Origin of the sequence: Bradyrhizobium erythrophlei, from assembly GCF_042430365.1 — a bacterium.
Lineage (GTDB): Bacteria > Pseudomonadota > Alphaproteobacteria > Rhizobiales > Xanthobacteraceae > Bradyrhizobium > Bradyrhizobium erythrophlei.
In genome coordinates this window covers 23,708-38,169 of the sequence record NZ_JBHMET010000144.1, presented here as the reverse complement: position 1 = coordinate 38,169, position 14,462 = coordinate 23,708, and the positions used below count along the sequence as shown (strand labels likewise).

At 65.0% G+C, this 14,462-nt stretch carries 19 protein-coding genes; 10 read left to right on the top strand and 9 right to left on the bottom strand.

Translation table 11 applies throughout. From position 1 onward, the window contains the following. Positions 1–34: 34 nt before the first annotated feature. Both ACFFWD_RS21795 and ACFFWD_RS21790 read left to right on the top strand, forming a co-directional pair. Positions 35–829, top strand: a complete 795-nt coding sequence (locus ACFFWD_RS21795) for a dienelactone hydrolase family protein (protein ID WP_376968542.1) — start codon at positions 35–37, stop codon at positions 827–829. A 560-nt stretch (positions 830–1,389) separates the two neighbouring features. Next, complete coding sequence (locus tag ACFFWD_RS21790; protein ID WP_376968737.1) at positions 1,390–1,713, top strand: hypothetical protein; 324 nt, start codon at positions 1,390–1,392, stop codon at positions 1,711–1,713. Between the two features lie 87 nt (positions 1,714–1,800). Here ACFFWD_RS21790 and ACFFWD_RS21785 read toward each other — a convergent pair whose 3' ends face one another. Then, positions 1,801–2,634: a glyoxalase superfamily protein gene (locus ACFFWD_RS21785; RefSeq protein ID WP_376968541.1), complete on the bottom strand. Its 834-nt coding sequence runs from the start codon at positions 2,632–2,634 to the stop codon at positions 1,801–1,803. Positions 2,635–2,904: 270 nt separating this feature from the next. Here ACFFWD_RS21785 and ACFFWD_RS21780 point away from each other — a divergent pair, with 270 nt between their 5' ends. From ACFFWD_RS21780 to ACFFWD_RS21760, 5 genes are all read left to right on the top strand, one after another. Then, a complete protein-coding gene (locus ACFFWD_RS21780) occupies positions 2,905–3,141 on the top strand; it encodes a hypothetical protein (RefSeq protein ID WP_376968540.1) in 237 nt (78 codons plus the stop codon). Between the two features lie 34 nt (positions 3,142–3,175). Further along, positions 3,176–4,144, top strand: coding sequence for a LysR family transcriptional regulator (locus tag ACFFWD_RS21775; protein WP_376968539.1), 969 nt, complete (start codon positions 3,176–3,178; stop codon positions 4,142–4,144). 88 nt (positions 4,145–4,232) lie between these two features. Then, positions 4,233–4,943, top strand: coding sequence for an SDR family NAD(P)-dependent oxidoreductase (locus ACFFWD_RS21770; protein WP_376968538.1), 711 nt, complete (start codon positions 4,233–4,235; stop codon positions 4,941–4,943). A 15-nt stretch (positions 4,944–4,958) separates the two neighbouring features. Next, a complete protein-coding gene (locus ACFFWD_RS21765) occupies positions 4,959–5,207 on the top strand; it encodes a tautomerase family protein (protein WP_376968537.1) in 249 nt (82 codons plus the stop codon). 235 nt (positions 5,208–5,442) lie between these two features. Next, a complete protein-coding gene (locus ACFFWD_RS21760; RefSeq protein ID WP_376968536.1) occupies positions 5,443–6,570 on the top strand; it encodes a YbfB/YjiJ family MFS transporter in 1,128 nt (375 codons plus the stop codon). 37 nt (positions 6,571–6,607) lie between these two features. On the opposite strand, the gene ACFFWD_RS21755 is transcribed toward ACFFWD_RS21760, so the two are convergent. The 3 genes from ACFFWD_RS21755 to ACFFWD_RS21745 form a co-directional block, all read right to left on the bottom strand. Continuing rightward, positions 6,608–6,763, bottom strand: a complete 156-nt coding sequence (locus tag ACFFWD_RS21755) for a hypothetical protein (protein ID WP_376968535.1) — start codon at positions 6,761–6,763, stop codon at positions 6,608–6,610. Positions 6,764–6,849: 86 nt separating this feature from the next. Continuing rightward, on the bottom strand, positions 6,850–7,362 hold the full coding sequence (locus ACFFWD_RS21750) for an OsmC family protein (protein WP_376968534.1): 513 nt from the start codon (positions 7,360–7,362) through the stop codon (positions 6,850–6,852). A gap of 37 nt (positions 7,363–7,399) precedes the next feature. Further along, positions 7,400–7,825: a GFA family protein gene (locus ACFFWD_RS21745; protein ID WP_376968533.1), complete on the bottom strand. Its 426-nt coding sequence runs from the start codon at positions 7,823–7,825 to the stop codon at positions 7,400–7,402. 354 nt (positions 7,826–8,179) lie between these two features. On the opposite strand from ACFFWD_RS21745, the gene ACFFWD_RS21740 reads away from it, so the two are divergent. Further along, positions 8,180–9,154 (top strand): AraC family transcriptional regulator, encoded by a 975-nt coding sequence (locus ACFFWD_RS21740; RefSeq protein WP_376968532.1) that lies wholly within the window; start codon positions 8,180–8,182, stop codon positions 9,152–9,154. Here the strand turns inward: ACFFWD_RS21740 and ACFFWD_RS21735 are convergent. From ACFFWD_RS21735 to ACFFWD_RS21715, 5 genes are all read right to left on the bottom strand, one after another. Next, the gene (locus ACFFWD_RS21735; RefSeq protein WP_376968531.1) at positions 9,151–10,302 is read right to left on the bottom strand and encodes an aminotransferase class V-fold PLP-dependent enzyme; all 1,152 of its coding nucleotides are present in this window, start codon (positions 10,300–10,302) and stop codon (positions 9,151–9,153) included. The genes ACFFWD_RS21740 and ACFFWD_RS21735 overlap by 4 nt on opposite strands. 78 nt (positions 10,303–10,380) lie before the next feature. Next, complete coding sequence (locus tag ACFFWD_RS21730; protein ID WP_376968530.1) at positions 10,381–11,046, bottom strand: hypothetical protein; 666 nt, start codon at positions 11,044–11,046, stop codon at positions 10,381–10,383. After that, positions 11,043–11,456 carry a RusA family crossover junction endodeoxyribonuclease gene (locus tag ACFFWD_RS21725; protein WP_376968529.1) on the bottom strand — a complete coding sequence of 138 codons (414 nt, stop codon included), beginning with the start codon at positions 11,454–11,456 and terminating at the stop codon, positions 11,043–11,045. The genes ACFFWD_RS21730 and ACFFWD_RS21725 overlap by 4 nt, the downstream gene beginning before the upstream one ends. Before the next feature lie 116 nt (positions 11,457–11,572). Beyond that, positions 11,573–12,325: a flagellar type III secretion system pore protein FliP gene (gene fliP / locus ACFFWD_RS21720; protein WP_376968528.1), complete on the bottom strand. Its 753-nt coding sequence runs from the start codon at positions 12,323–12,325 to the stop codon at positions 11,573–11,575. Then, positions 12,322–13,242, bottom strand: coding sequence for a flagellar biosynthetic protein FliO (locus ACFFWD_RS21715; RefSeq protein ID WP_376968527.1), 921 nt, complete (start codon positions 13,240–13,242; stop codon positions 12,322–12,324). The genes fliP and ACFFWD_RS21715 overlap by 4 nt, the downstream gene beginning before the upstream one ends. 354 nt (positions 13,243–13,596) lie before the next feature. Between ACFFWD_RS21715 and flgB the strand changes: the two genes are divergently transcribed. After that, a complete protein-coding gene (flgB, locus tag ACFFWD_RS21710) occupies positions 13,597–14,007 on the top strand; it encodes a flagellar basal body rod protein FlgB (protein WP_376968526.1) in 411 nt (136 codons plus the stop codon). A gap of 21 nt (positions 14,008–14,028) precedes the next feature. Continuing rightward, positions 14,029–14,454: a flagellar basal body rod protein FlgC gene (gene flgC / locus ACFFWD_RS21705; protein WP_376968525.1), complete on the top strand. Its 426-nt coding sequence runs from the start codon at positions 14,029–14,031 to the stop codon at positions 14,452–14,454. The last annotated feature ends 8 nt before the right edge of the window (positions 14,455–14,462 follow it).

The window sequence follows — 14,462 nt, the reverse complement described above, 5'->3', positions numbered from 1 at the left end:
TCTGGTGCGGTGCCAAACCCGCGGGGAGGTCAGCATGAGAACGAAAATAGTGGGAACGCTTTGCGCTTTCGCAATGGTTACAAGCGCAAACGCTGCGATCAGGGAGCAGCCGGTCACGTATACGGACGGCGAAACCACGATGAAGGGCTTCGTCGTATACGACGACGCGATTCAGGCCAAGCGACCCGGTATCGTGATGGTGCATGAGTGGTGGGGCATCACCAACCACATGCATAGCGAGGCGCGGAAGTTCGCGGAGCAGGGCTACACGGCCTTCATTGCCGACATGTATGGCGATGCCAAGACCGCCGACAACCCGAAGGACGCCGGCGCGCTCTCGTCGTCAGTGATGGAGAATCCGCAGGCGATGGAGCAGCGCTTCAACGCAGCGCGGGGCGAACTCGCCAAGCAAGCCTCGGTCAATCCGCAGCGGATCGGCGCCGTTGGCTACTGCTTCGGCGGTGCGGTCGTGTTGAACATGGCGCGCGCCGGCGCTGATCTTGCCGCCGTTGCGGGCTTTCACGCAACGCTTGGTCTCAATACCCCTGCGCCTGCGCCGGGCAGCGTCAAAGCGAAAATCCTCGTGCTGAACGGTGCGGACGACGCCTTCGTGAAGCGCGAGCAGTACGATGCGCTCAAGAAGGATTTCGACGCAGCGAAGGCCGACTATCGGGTCATCGAATATCCCGGCGCTGTGCACGCGTTCACGAACCCCGAAGCCACCGAGCTCGGCAAGAAATTCAACCTGCCGATCAGATACGACGCCAAGGCTGATCAGGAATCGAAGGCCGAGGCTGCCAAGTTCTTTGCCGCTGACCTGAAAAAATGAACAAAAGGCGGGCCGCGCTCCGATGGGACGGGGGGCTTGCCTTTCGACCATGCCGCATGATGTGCCGTCGATGACGGGGCATGCTGCGATGCCGCGATTGGGGATAGATCTTGGCTTGAATAATCATGGCCAATTGACTCTGCCGGGATGCGGCGTAGCCTCCTCAGCGGATCGCGAGCCGGCCTCCCACGCCAGCCGAGCCAGTGCGGGTCGCTCCCGCCCGTGCCAGTCAAAGTGGGCCGATTCCACGCGTTAGGTGCACCAGAACGGCGCTGGCAACAGCGCCGTTTCTAATTGGGCAGGGTTGTCACGGTCCCGGTTGCGAGGGGCGTTTGTCGGACGTCGTAGCGCGAGAGAGGGCGATCGCGAAGAAAACATTTGCGTCGTTGCCGCGGCGCTCGCCATATTCACCGCGATGGTGCTTCCCCCAAAAGATGTGACTCCAATCACAGCCGCTCGGGGAACGTTGGTCAGCGTGGGTTTGCATGAAAATGAGGAAGTCTACGACGTGGTTCTCTCAAATCGCCGCATTGGTGCTTGTCGCTGGAGCTCCAGGCTTGGTGGGGGTGTCTGTGGCACGGGCCGCTTCTGATTGTTCAATGTCAGCAACACTGGCGGATTGGGGTGAGAATTCGACCGCCGACATTGACCTCACGTCCGGGGCAAGCTGCCTGATTCCAATCAGGATGCGCGGAACGGCGAGCAATTCTGACATTTCGCAAAAGCCGGCACACGGCAAGTTGAAGAAGCTCGACACATCGTCGTTCGAATACACGGCGAAGGCCAAATACAAGGGAAGTGATACGTTCGTCATCAAGGCAACCGGGCAGGGGCCGACGGCTTCCGGCACGTCGGTCATCACGGTGCACGCGACGATCAAATAGCGCTCATTGCGTGCACTGCATGGGGACGCGTCGGAAAATCTCCCGAGCGAAGGGCAAATCGTGACTGACGCCGTTACGGTCCGGGGGTCACCCAGGCGGTCGAAATGATCCCCTTGTCGTCGAGCGCGATGCGCCAGTGCGTGGCGCCGTTGTCGTGCCTGACGCTGTAGACGTCTTCGCCCTGCTCGCCGACGCCGAGAAAGCGGATCGACTGGATTGCGCCGAGGTCGGCGAGGGCTGAAGCCACTCCATCTGCTTGCGGGTTGCCGCCGCAAGCGCGGGGCTCATCTCATTGTAGTTGGGATTCCCCGACGCGATCCCGCCGATCAGGCGGTGAAGCGCGGCCTCGGTTCCAGGGCTGGCCGACTGGTTCTTGACGCGCTCCGCGGTCTGATCGGCGATCTTCTTCGCCGTCGCGGCGTCGATGCGCGGCATCGGAATATCGCTCCCGTTCTGATGCAGGATCAGCGAGGTGGCCCGTCCGGCCGGCCCGACCACGAAGCTGACCTGCGCGTCGACGATCTTGGCGAAGAATTCGGTCTGGCTTTCCGCAAAGAACCGTACCGAGCGCTGTCCGGTCAGTTGCATCACCAGGTGATGCTCGTCGGGTGTGACCGTGAACACGGCGTGGTCGCTGAGCTGGTAGAATCCGGCGTAGCCGTCGAGCACGGCTGCATCCACTGCGATCTCCTGTCGCACGACGCGCGAGGCTGATTCCGTCGTGGAACCTGCGGCCTGGGCCGGTGTGTCGGCCGGACCGCCGGCGGACTGGATCCGGGCGGCCAGCGTGTTCCAGTCACGCAAGCCGAACAGTTTGGCGATCAGCTCGAGGCTGTCGCTATGGGTGAGGGAGATTGATTTGGCGCCGAGCGCTTCGCGCAGCGTCTGCGCCATGGCCTTGGCATCGCGGAAATCGCGCATGGGATGATCCTCTGCATCGACGAACGGAGACCGTCAGGTGCTTGCGTTGCTGACCCGTTCGTTGGGCAAAGGAAGCCTGAAACATGGCTTGATACGTTCACCGTCCCCGGGAGGGGTGCAAGCGGCGGGTAGTATCGACCCGCCGCGAATGTGCGCCGGAGACCCGCGATTTGTCAATTGCAACAGCTCGTGATCGCATTCGTGCTCTCGACATATGGCCGTCAAATCTGCAACCTTGCGTCCGGACAAGCCGGGGAGGATGCCGTCACCATGAGCAAGCCGATCAAGACCGAAGCCGAACTCGTCGCGATGGCGCGTGCCGAGTTGAAGGTGCATTCCGACTGTCCCGACGGCATCAACATCTCGGTGCTGCGCGACGGCGACAGCTGGGAATTCCGCGCCAGCGCCGACGAGGCCACCGTCGCAAAGCCCGGCTATCCCGAGTGCGTTGCGATGCTGGTGCAAATCGGCGATCACCTCAGCAAGCAGTATGACGTGAAGGGGTGAGCGCCGCTGCCAACGCCTCGAGCCGGGAGAATTCATGGACCGCATCGACGCCATGAAGGTCTTTGTCGCGGCGGTCGATGAGGGCAGTCTCGCCGGCGCGGGCAGGCGGCTGCGCCGGTCGCCGGCTGCGGTCAGCCGCGCGATTGGGTTTCTCGAGCATCATGTCGGCGCCGAGCTGCTTCACCGCACCACAAGGTCACTGAAGCTCAGCGATGCGGGCCAGCGCTATGCGGTGGCCTGCCGCCGCATCCTGACCGAGCTCGAGGAGGCGGACATCCTTGCCGGCGGCGAGCGGACCGCGCCGCGCGGCACGCTGACGATCACCGCACCCGTGGTCACCGGCGAAGATGTGCTGCGGCCGCTGCTCGACGCTTTCATGAAGGATTATCCGGCGGTCTCGGTCCGGCTCATGATGCTCGATCGCACCGTGAACCTGATCGACGAGGGGATCGACGTTGCGCTGCGCATCGCTCATCTTTCCGATTCCAACTTCGTGGCGATCAAGCTCGGCGAGGTTCGTCGGGTGGTCGCCGCATCGCCGGCATATCTCGCGCAACATCCTGTCATCAACGAGCCGGCCGACCTGGCAAAACACCAGATCATCGCGATGACGCATTTCGGGCTCGACTCCTGGAGCTTCCCGCCGGCCAGGAATTCGAAGGTCGCGCGCGCGATCCAGTTCACGCCGAAGCTCGTCGTCAACACCGTGCGCGCGGCGGTCGCCTCGGCGGCGGAAGGATACGGCGTCACCCGGCTGTTCTCCTACCACATCGCCGAGGAAATTCGCGACGGGCGGCTGCAGATCCTGCTCGCCAAGGACGAGCATCCGCCGCTGCCGGTGCATCTGCTCGCCCCGCAGGGGCGCTTCGACGTGCCCAAGGTGCGCGCTTTCGTCGATTTCGCCGTGCCGCGGCTGAAGCGCTATTTCGAACGGCTGTCGCGTGAGGCCAGCCGCAACGCCGGCGCCATTCGTTCGCCGCGCGGAAGAGTGTCCGCCGAATAGCGGGCATTCGCACGAAAAGCTGACATATCTAGGTTGCTCTCCATCGAGGCGGTGCTGTTGCCGCTTCACCAACAGATGGAGAGAGATCATGGGTGCAGAGCAGAAAGTTGCCATCATCACCGGCGCGTCGCAGGGGATCGGCGAGGCCTTGGTCAAGGGCTATCGCGACCGCAACTATCGCGTCGTCGCCAATTCCCGCAGCATCAAGCCGTCCTCGGACCCCGACGTGCTGACGGTCGCAGGTGACATCGGCGATCCCGAGGTTGCGGACCGCATCGTCAAGCAGGCGCTCGGACGTTTCGGCCGCATCGATACGCTGGTCAATAACGCCGGCATCTTCGTCGCCAAGCCGTTCACCGACTATACCGACCAGGACTATGCTTCGGTGCTGGCGATCAACCTCAACGGCTTCTTCTACATCACAAGGCGTGCCGCCAGGGAGATGGTGAAGCAGGGATCGGGGCATATCGTCCAGATCACGACCAGCCTCGTCGATCATGCCAACAGCAACGTTCCCTCGGTGCTGGCGTCGCTGACCAAGGGTGGCTTGAACGCCGCAACCAGGTCGCTCGCGATCGAGTATGCCGCGAAGGGCATCCGCGTGAACGCGGTGGCGCCGGGCGTAATCAAGACCCCGATGCACGGCCCGGAGACCCACGATTTCCTCGCCAAGCTGCACCCGGTCGGACGGATGGGCGAGACCAAGGACATCGTCGATGCCGTGCTGTTCCTGGAGAATTCCGGCTTCGTCACCGGCGAGATCCTGCATGTCGACGGCGGCCAGAGCGCCGGCCACTAACCCACGGAGCATGCCATGCCGATCGTCACGATCCAGGTCACGCGTGAGGGGACAACGCCAGGGGCGTCGTCCACCACGTCAGAACAAAAGGCCGCGTTGATCAAGGGCGCCAGCGAGCTGCTGCGCGACGTGCTCAACAAGCCGATGGAATCGACCTTCGTCATCATCGAGGAAGTCGACACCGACAGTTGGGGCTGGGGCGGGCTGCCCGTGCTTGAATATCGCAAGAAGCTCGCGGCCGCACGCGCGGCGCGGCCGCGATAAGCCTTCGCGACACATCGCGTTGTGGCTTCCGCCCCGACGCGCCGGCTCCTTGTGATCGCTGCGAGCGATTGCTGCGATCGCTACTAATCATTTTCCACGGCCGGCTCAGGGGCCTACGCCATGTCAATGTCGAGCACCAACATTGATCGTCATCACCACATCACGCCGCGTCGCGACGCGGGCAGGCCGGTCTGGCTGTCGGCCGTCGCGGGACTGTGTGCGTCGCTGGTCGGGCTTGGCCTGGCGCTTTGCCTACACGCCGCTGATCCCGGCCCTGATTGCGGCCAAGTGGTTCACACCGGCCGAAGCGGTCTATCTGGGGGCGGCGAATCTCGCCGGCTATCTCGCCGGCGCGCTGGTCGCCCGCGACCTCGGGACGCGCATAGGTTCGGTGCGGGCGCTGCGCGGCATGATGGTGCTGGCCTCACTCTCCTGCGTTGCCTGCGCGGTGCCGATCTCGTTCATCTGGTTCTTCGGCTGGCGCTTCCTCGCCGGGATCACCGGCGGCGTCATCATGGTGCTGGCGGCGTCGACCATCCTGCCGCACACCGCGCCGAGCAAGAAGGGGTTTGTCGGCGGCGTGATCTTCGCCGGCGTCGGCCTTGGCGTCGCGGCATCGGGCACGCTGGTGCCGCTGTTGCTGCAGCAGGGCGTCAAGCAGGCCTGGTACGGCCTCGGCCTGCTGTCGGCCGTGCTGACGCTGTTGAGCTGGAGGGCGTGGCCCCCGGAAGCATCCGCGGTGCACGGCGAGGCGGCGCATCATGACGCGGGCCGCGCCGCGCGATCGTCGCTCGTTGTGATGCTGTGCGTGGAATATGGTCTCAACGCGCTCGCGCTGGTGCCGCACATGGTGTTCCTGGTCGACTTCGTGGCCCGCGGGCTTGGGCAGGGGATCGCGGCGGGGTCGCATTACTGGGTGCTGTATGGCCTCGGTGCCATCGTCGGGCCGCTGCTGACCGGGCACCTGGCCGACCGCGCCGGATTTGCCGCGGCGCTCCGCGTCGCCTTCCTGGTCGAGGCCGTCGCGGTCGCGCTGCCGGCGGCGAGCACGTCGGCGGCTTCGATGATCGTGTCGAGCGTGATCGTCGGCGGCTTTACGCCGGGTATCGTGCCGCTGGTGATCGGCCGCATCCATGAGCTGCTGCCGCATTCCGCCGCCGGCCAGAGCAGTGCGTGGGCGCAGGCCACGACGACCTTCGCGCTGTTCCAGGCGGCGGGTGCCTACGGCCTGTCCTACCTGTTCGCGCATAGCGGCGGCGACTACGCGCTGCTGTTCGTGATCGGCGCGGCCGCGGTGGCCATCGCCCTCGCATTGGAGCTCGTGGGCGCAATCTCTATCGGTCGCGCGCGGTCGGGCGCCTGACTTCGGCTTGGTCCGCCCCGCGACGCGAAGCAGCAACTCATTGATTGCCTGGTGGCTGAGCTGACGGCGGCGAACGCCCATCGCGTCGCCAGGCGCTGATGGCCGAGCGTCCGAGCAGGCGCTGGTGCAGCGCGGAGACCTGCGCGATCACGCCGTAGGTCAGGGGCAGGGCATCGAACAGGACGAAGAACATGTCACCTCTGGTGGTGGCGTCGGAGATGTCGTTCGGGGCGACGGGCCGTGGCCCGCCGCAACAAGGCACGCGTGCCGCGTCGGCGCTCAATGCGCCCTGGTCATCGTCACGCTGGTTTTCGGCCTGTTCTGGATGGTCTGGAAGATCACGCAGTATTTGTCCGTGAGCTGAACCAGCTGATCGAGCTCGGCCGCGGAGGCATCGGTGTCGATCTCGAATGCGAGGCGGATCTCCTTGAAGCCGACCGGCACGCTGTCGGTCACGCCGAGCGTGCCGCGCAGGTCGACGTCGCCTTCGGCGGTCACCACGACCGACCTGAGCGGAAGGTCCAGCACCGCCGCGGCGGCGCGCATCGACACGCCGGCGCAGGCGATCAGCGCCTCCAGCAGCATGTCGCCCGAGCAGAGCTCGCGGCCCGAGCCGCCGACCTTCGGATGAATGCCGGCGATGGCAAGGCCACGGCCGGTTTCGACCTTGCAGGTCACCGCGGCCGCATCCGCCGTGCCGCGGGCCTTCAGCGTGAGCAGCGCGGCCTCGGCGTCGCTGGCGTACAGCTCGCGATAGGGGCCCTGGCTGGTGCGGAATGTCTCCAGATCCATGATCGTCTCTCCTTTGAGGTTGGCGGTTGCGTGATGGCTATTCGGGCAACACGGCGCCGGAGCCGCCGAGCTCGGCGGGAAAATCCTTCAGCTTGGGCAGGCCGTCCTTCATCGGCAGCACGGTCTCGGCATAGTTGACGTGGACACCGGGCGTGAAACCCAGCGTCGGGATCGTCGCCGCGTAGACGTCGACGAGGCCGAGCGGCGGATGGTCGGTCATGAGGTGGCCGCCGCAGCGCTTGCAGAACTGGCGGTCGCTGGTTTCGGTCTTCTTGAAGCGGCCGAGATGTTCGGCGCCCCTGACGACCTTCACATGCTGCGGATGCCACAGCGTGAAGGCGTTGACGGGCGCCGCCGACCAGGAGCGGCAGGAGCTGCAATGGCAATAGCCCATCGCCTCCGGATTGCCCTCGACCTCGATCTCCACTGCGCCGCAGAAGCATTTTCCCCTATGTGTCGTCATCGCTCCGGTCTCCTTGTTGTGGTGAGCCGATCGGGCTCCCTCGTGCATGCCCGGTGTAGTCATTCCACCGCCGGATTGAATGATCGCACGTTCGCCTTGCTTGACGCGGCGTCCGCTTTCGGCGGGGGGAGAGGCATCGGTTTGATCGGCCGTACGGATTGCTTGATCCGGCGTCCGGTTCGCAGCCGCGCCGCCAATTTCTTGAATTGTCGGCCGTTCTGGACGACTAAAGCGAGATGAGGTCGGAATGGACCGTCATCGCGCTTTAGTTTCTTGTTTGAGCATGATCTTTTCGGAAAACCGCGACACACTTTTCCGGATCATGCTCGAAGAGACCACGTTTAGCGGGTTCATATGGCAACCGATGCGCTTTCCGATCTGCTCAAGACCGTCCGCCTGACTGGCGCGGCCTATTTCGAGATCGCGGCGCGGGAGCCGTGGTCGGTGCACTCGCCGGCGCGGGAATTGATCCTGCCGCGCATCCTGCCCGGAGCGGATCACCTGATCGCCTATCACGTGGTGACCTCGGGCCGCTGCTGCGCGAGCCTGGTCGGCGGTCAGTCGCTTGAGCTGGAGGCGGGCGAGGTCGTGGTGATCACCAACGCCGATCCGCATGTGATGTCGAGCAGCGCGGGCATGCTGGCCGATCCGCCCGATGCCGACATGATCGAGATCGCCGCTGCGGGACGGCTGCCGTTCCACGTCAATCTGACGTGTGGCGGCGCGCCGTCGGCGCGGCTGGTCTGCGGCTATCTCGCCTGCGACGCGCGGCCGTTCAATCCGTTGCTGGAGTCGCTGCCGCCGATGCTGAAGGCCGGCGGCGAACGCCGCAACGACGTCGGCGGGCTCGGCCAGTTCATCCACTTCGCCGTCGCCGAGGTCGCCGATCGGCGCGTCGGCAGCGAGAGCGTTCTGACGAAGCTCAGCGAATTGATGTTCATCGACGTGGTACGGCGCTATGTCGAGGCGTTGCCGCCGCAGCAGACCGGCTGGCTTGCAGGTCTGCGCGATCCCTCCGTCGCCAAGGCGCTGGCGCTGATCCACGCGCGGCCGTCCTTCGGCTGGACGGTGGAGGGGCTGGCGCGGCAATGCGGGGCGTCGCGCACCGTGCTCGCCGAGCGCTTCGTCGAGCTCGTCGGCATTCCGCCGATGCATTATCTGGCGAAATGGCGCATGCAGGTCGCCTCGGAGATGCTGAACGGCAACGCCAACATGGCCGAGATCGCGGCGCAGGTCGGCTATGATTCCGAAGCGGCCTTCAGTCGCGCCTTCAAGAAGATGATCGGCGTGGCGCCGTCAGTCTGGCGCCACCGGTCTCGCGCGGACTAGCTTCGCAGCGCGCGGGCCAGCGCGGCGACGAAGCGATCGGCGTCGGCTTCGTCGTTGAAGACATGCGGCGAGATGCGCATCCGGCCGAGCCGCGGCGCGACGTAGATGCTCTCGAGTGCAAGGCGCGCGATCAACTCCTTCGGCATGCCCGCGGCAAAGCCGAGGCTCAGGATATGCGGCGCGCGCAGGCGGCGGTCGAGCGTGCTGACGCCGAGATCGCGCACGCCGTCAGCGATCCGCTGCGTGAGCATGCCGATCCGCTCCGCAACCGCATCCGCGCCCCAGCCCGCCATCATCTCCATGCCGATCGCGGCCATCTCCATAGAGATGAAATGATCGCGCTCGCCCATGTCGTAACGGCGGGCATTGTCGACATAGGCGAGATCGGTGAAATAGACCGCGTTCTCGGCGTTGACATTGCGTCGGCCGGCCGCGGTCTGCTCCAGCGGCACGCCGTTCTGGTGGCGCTTGGCCATGTAGAGGAAGGCGCGGCCGTAGGGACCGATCAGCCATTTGTAGGTCGGGAACATCGCGGCGTCGGGGTCGAGGCGCTTGACGTCCATGCTGAGCACGCCGGCGCTCTGCGTCGCGTCGATCACGAACAGCGCGCCGTGCCGGCGCAGCGCGGCCTGCACGCGTTCGAGATCGATCATGCCGCCGTCCGACCAGTGCACCGAGGAGATCGAGGCAAGGCCGACCGGCGGCGCGCCGGAGCGTTCGATCACTGCGAGCACCGCCGAGGTCCAGTCGCCGTCGTCAGGCCGGTGGATCGTCTCGACCACAAAGCCCTGCGCGTCGGCGCGGCCGTGCCATTCCAGCACCGGCGACGAATGATCGTCCTCGAGCACGATCACGCGCGTGCCGCGCGCGACCGGCAGCACCTTGGCCGCGGTCGCGATGCCGTAGCTGATCGACGGGATCAGCGCGATGTCGTCAACGTCGGCATTGATCAGACGGGCGGCGGCGGCGCGGGCGCGCTCGTGCTGGCGACCCGCGAAAGCTGCATCCAGCGTCCAGGGCTGGCCCTTGCGGCCGACCGCGGCGCGGCCGGTCTCGAGCATCTTCAGCGGCAGCGGGCTGTAGGACGCCGAATTGAGGTAGCAGACGTCGCGGGGAATTTCGAACAGGTCGCGCTGTGAGGGAAGCATGTCGGCTCGTTGCTGGAATTGACGGAGGAGGGAGCGGCGTGGTCGAACCGACATCCGTCCCATGCTTGCCATGGAGACTCAGGCAAGGGCATCATTGAACCGCAGGGGGGCTGATATTTGACCGGCAGCCGCCATTTTTCGAAGAATGGACACAAGCCACAGCAGATCCTCGCTTCTGACCTCCGTGCCAAGATCACCATGAACGAGCTGGTTACGCTGTTCTGACAAAGTCCTCATCCGGTCCGCTTCGGCGGGAGCCAGCAGTCCCTCCTGACTCAATACCTGAACCAATCTTCCTGGCGTTTGCGGTCGATCGAACCTTCCCGCTATTGAAGCTCTGCCTTCTGCCTCAAAAGTTGCCCATGCAAGCAGGAACGCCGCGCGCAGAGCATTCATTTGCTGAAGTCGTTCGATCTCCTCAATCGCGCCATCGATCGCTTGGCGAGACTGCACGGGGACCGTCTTGCCTGACGACGTCGGCGCCACGAGCAGAACCTTGAGCTCCCACTCGCGTTGCTTTGCAAATCGCGCCGCTATCTCTTTCAGCTTCTCGCTTCCCAACGGCCTCGCTACTTCCAAGACGATTTTCTTGCCATTGCCCGTCGCAACGGCGTCCGGTGTGTAGTCGCCAAGAAATTCAGGGACGAGAGGCGCGCGAGGTTGCACGAACACGTCGTAGCCTTCGGACTCGAGCCGCTCGATCTCACGCTGTAGCACCTGCTCTTCGATCGCGGTGTTGCTCATCGCAATTCCTCGAACGGGTCGTTGGATACCCGCACATAAAGCACAGGTTTTGGTCTGGTGATCGCGTCGACGACCGTCGTCGACGGATTTGAAAAACTGAACACGTTGCCGGGTTCGAACTTCTGGACCACGACACGTTCGACCTGCACGTCATCAAGATAAATATGGGCGCTAAGCGAGTCCAAGACAAGCTTGACGATGTTGTCTACGTCCCCCGCCATAGGCTCATCCGGGAGGTAGTACAGAGTTACGGCGATGCGTTGATCTGAGGCGAAATGTGGCTGAGGAATGACGTCTCGGCTGGCAGCTTTCACGCGATCCTTCCAGGCGTCTCGCGCGTCGGCATTCTTGGCTTGAAACGAAACAGGCGTACCATAGACAAGAAATTCTATTGGAAACGAGATTTCCATTCGCTGTGCCCGCAATCGTCGCGGGCATGCTAATGGGCTGCTCCTGGTTGTCAATTCGGGCGGTTGTCTCTGATGGTTGTATTTGATTTTGTGAGGGCGCGCGCAACTATGGGGCGCTACCCCCCGTAACTCTGCACCAGGCTGCCGGCGACCAGCGACCAGCCGTCGACCAGCACGAAGAAGATCAGCTTGAACGGCAGCGACACCACGACCGGCGGCAGCATCATCATGCCCATCGACATCAGGACCGAGGCGACCACGAGGTCGATGATCAGGAAGGGCAGGAACAACAGGAAGCCGATCTCGAAGGCGCGCTTCAGCTCGGAGATCATGAAGGCCGGCACCAGGATGCGCAGCGACATGTCTTCCGGCGTCGCCGGCGGCGGCTCGCGGGAGAGGTCCATGAACAGCTTCAGGTCCTTCTCGCGCACGTTCTTCTGCATGAAGCCGCGCAGCGGCACCGCGGCGCGCTGCAGCGCCTCCTCGACACCGATCTGGTTGGCGACCAGGGGCTTGATGCCGTCGTCATAGGATTTCTGCAGCACCGGTCCCATCACGAAGGCGGTGAGGAACATCGCGAGCGCGATCATCACCGAGTTCGGCGGCGCCGTCGCGGTGCCGAGCGCGGTGCGGAGCAGCGACAGCACGACCACGATGCGCGTGAACGACGTCATCATGACCAGGATCGACGGCGCGATCGAGAGCACCGTGAGCAGCGCGATCAACTGGATCGCGCGCTCGGTGACGCCGCCATTGCCCTGGCCGAGATTGATGCTGATGTCCTGCGCCACCGCCGGATCGGCGAGCGATCCGGCGACAATCAGGGCAGCGATGAAAAAAACTCTACGCGGGGAGGCCGACAGCCTCACGAAGGATTCTTTGGCCGGCCGAGGAGGGACGCCATCTCGTCTTCGAGGTTTTCAAATCCGCTCTTCTGCGGAGCGGGCGTGGCAGCGGGCGTGGCAGCGGGCGCCGGAGCCGGGCGGGCCGCAGGCGCGTCCGGCGCAACCGGCGGCGCGACTGTCTCACCGCCAGCGCTTGGCGGGCGGCGCAGCGCCGCCTCGAGCCGTTGCGCCATCTCGGCGAGATTGGCGTCGGCGTTCTGCGGTGGCGGCGGAGCGGCAGGCGCCGGAGCAGGCGGCGGTGGCGGGACGGCGGCGCGCTCGGGCGCGCGAGCCGGCGGTGCTTTCGGCGGCTCGCTGCCGCGCGGCGGGCGCGGCATGGCGGGCTCGGAGCGCGGCAGCCGCGGCGGAATCGGATCAGGCCGCGGTTCGCCGCGCTCGGGGGTGAAGCCCGCGAGCGGGTCGCTGCGGCGCTCCGCGATCGGCGGCATCGGACGGCGGACCTCGTCGGCAAAAGAGGGGCGCGCGGCGCGGACCGGCGGCTCCGGCATCTGCGGCTCGGGCTGGTCGAAAATGTCGGTTCGCGCGCCTTCGCCGTCGGTCCAGGCGGCGTCGGGCAGCGGGGCGACCCGCGGCGGGGCGTCGCTGGCGACCGCAGGCCGCGGCGCCTCGCGGCCGGGCATGGCGCGGACGATATTGGGTTCCACCACGATGTCGCTCGGGCCGCCGATCATCAGGAGGTGCTCGACATTGTCGCGGCGGACCAGAACCAGGCGGCGGCGGCCGTCAACGGCGGCGGCGTCGATCACCGCGAGCCGCGGCATGCGCCCGCGATTGGTGTTGGCGCCAAGGCGGCTGCTGCCGAAGCGGCGGACCAGCCACGCGGCAACGCCGATCAGCGCCAATACGGCCACGAACGCGAAAAAGAAGTAAAGTGCCTGCATACTTGAGTCCCCGGCCATCTTGGCCTTCCTCGGCTTCCGGCTTCAGCGAGCACGGACTGACCTTGCACGGCGAATCACGCCCGAGATTCGCCTTATTGCTTACTTCCCAACGGCATTGCAGCCAGCCGAACTATTAATAGACCAAGAATCGCTTGTCCCAAAACGACTTCTCAGTGCCCCACACTGGGTTGGTCGGGGCTGGTTAACGCAGCCATCGTGGCGAAAATGCGCTTCTCAGGGGCCGTTTGTGGCGTTCTCCACGGACGGTTCCGGATTTTAACCAACCGTTAACCATACACCGGGCAAATTCTGCCTACCTCGGGAGGCCCCAGAGGTTAACGGAGCCAGCGGCCCATGCCCATGAACGATCTTCCGATCCTGTCGGCGCTGCGCACCAAGATGCAGTGGCACCAGGAACGCCAGCGGGTGCTCGCCGAGAACATCTCCAATTCGGACACGCCGAACTTCTGGCCGCGCGACCTGGTCGAACCGAAGTTCGACCAGAACGGTTCCACCGTCGGCGGCGGTGTCGGGACGCTGCCGCTGATGAAGACCAGCGCGACCCACATGGCCGCGCCGGGCGCGCCGGACAATTTCGACAATGACCGCGGCCGGAGCGGCTTCCAGACCCGCCCCGCGGGCAACGCCGTCAATCTCGAAGAGCAGATGCTGAAGGTGTCGGCCAATCAGATGGATTATGCGGCGGCGACGTCGCTCTACACCCGCAGCCTCGGAATGCTCAAAATCGCGATCGGCAAGCGCTGAGGCGCGAGGGGAGACTAGGTCATGGCAGACGAGGCCGGCGACTTCGCCCGCTCGATGAGCATCGCGACCTCAGGCCTGCGCGCGCAGGCCGGGCGGATGCGGGTGATCTCGGAAAACATCGCCAACGCCGATTCGACCGCGCAGACCGCAGGCGGCGATCCCTATCGCCGCAAGGTGCCGACCTTCTCCTCTGCGCTCGACCGCACGCTCGATGCCAAGGTGGTGACGCTCGGCAAGGTGCGGCCCGACCAGTCGGCGTTCCGCATCAAGCACGAGCCGGGCAATCCGGCGGCGGATGTCTCAGGCAACGTCAAATATCCCAATGTCAACGCGCTGGTCGAAATGACCGACATGCGCGACGCCCAGCGCTCCTACGAGGCGAACCTCAACATCATCAGCGCCACGCGGCGGATGATCCAGCGCACGCTCGACATCCTCAAGGCCTGACGCACCAC

Coding starts and splice junctions, on each gene's coding strand:
- ACFFWD_RS21795 (WP_376968542.1), top strand. CDS start 35: ATGAGAACGAAAATAGTGGGAACGCTTTGCGCTTTCGCAATGGTTACA.
- ACFFWD_RS21785 (WP_376968541.1), bottom strand. CDS start 2,634: ATGCGCGATTTCCGCGATGCCAAGGCCATGGCGCAGACGCTGCGCGAA.
- ACFFWD_RS21780 (WP_376968540.1), top strand. CDS start 2,905: ATGAGCAAGCCGATCAAGACCGAAGCCGAACTCGTCGCGATGGCGCGT.
- ACFFWD_RS21775 (WP_376968539.1), top strand. CDS start 3,176: ATGGACCGCATCGACGCCATGAAGGTCTTTGTCGCGGCGGTCGATGAG.
- ACFFWD_RS21770 (WP_376968538.1), top strand. CDS start 4,233: ATGGGTGCAGAGCAGAAAGTTGCCATCATCACCGGCGCGTCGCAGGGG.
- ACFFWD_RS21765 (WP_376968537.1), top strand. CDS start 4,959: ATGCCGATCGTCACGATCCAGGTCACGCGTGAGGGGACAACGCCAGGG.
- ACFFWD_RS21755 (WP_376968535.1), bottom strand. CDS start 6,763: ATGTTCTTCGTCCTGTTCGATGCCCTGCCCCTGACCTACGGCGTGATC.
- ACFFWD_RS21750 (WP_376968534.1), bottom strand. CDS start 7,362: ATGGATCTGGAGACATTCCGCACCAGCCAGGGCCCCTATCGCGAGCTG.
- ACFFWD_RS21745 (WP_376968533.1), bottom strand. CDS start 7,825: ATGACGACACATAGGGGAAAATGCTTCTGCGGCGCAGTGGAGATCGAG.
- ACFFWD_RS21740 (WP_376968532.1), top strand. CDS start 8,180: ATGGCAACCGATGCGCTTTCCGATCTGCTCAAGACCGTCCGCCTGACT.
- ACFFWD_RS21735 (WP_376968531.1), bottom strand. CDS start 10,302: ATGCTTCCCTCACAGCGCGACCTGTTCGAAATTCCCCGCGACGTCTGC.
- ACFFWD_RS21730 (WP_376968530.1), bottom strand. CDS start 11,046: ATGAGCAACACCGCGATCGAAGAGCAGGTGCTACAGCGTGAGATCGAG.
- ACFFWD_RS21725 (WP_376968529.1), bottom strand. CDS start 11,456: ATGGAAATCTCGTTTCCAATAGAATTTCTTGTCTATGGTACGCCTGTT.
- ACFFWD_RS21715 (WP_376968527.1), bottom strand. CDS start 13,242: ATGCAGGCACTTTACTTCTTTTTCGCGTTCGTGGCCGTATTGGCGCTG.
- flgB (WP_376968526.1), top strand. CDS start 13,597: ATGCCCATGAACGATCTTCCGATCCTGTCGGCGCTGCGCACCAAGATG.
- flgC (WP_376968525.1), top strand. CDS start 14,029: ATGGCAGACGAGGCCGGCGACTTCGCCCGCTCGATGAGCATCGCGACC.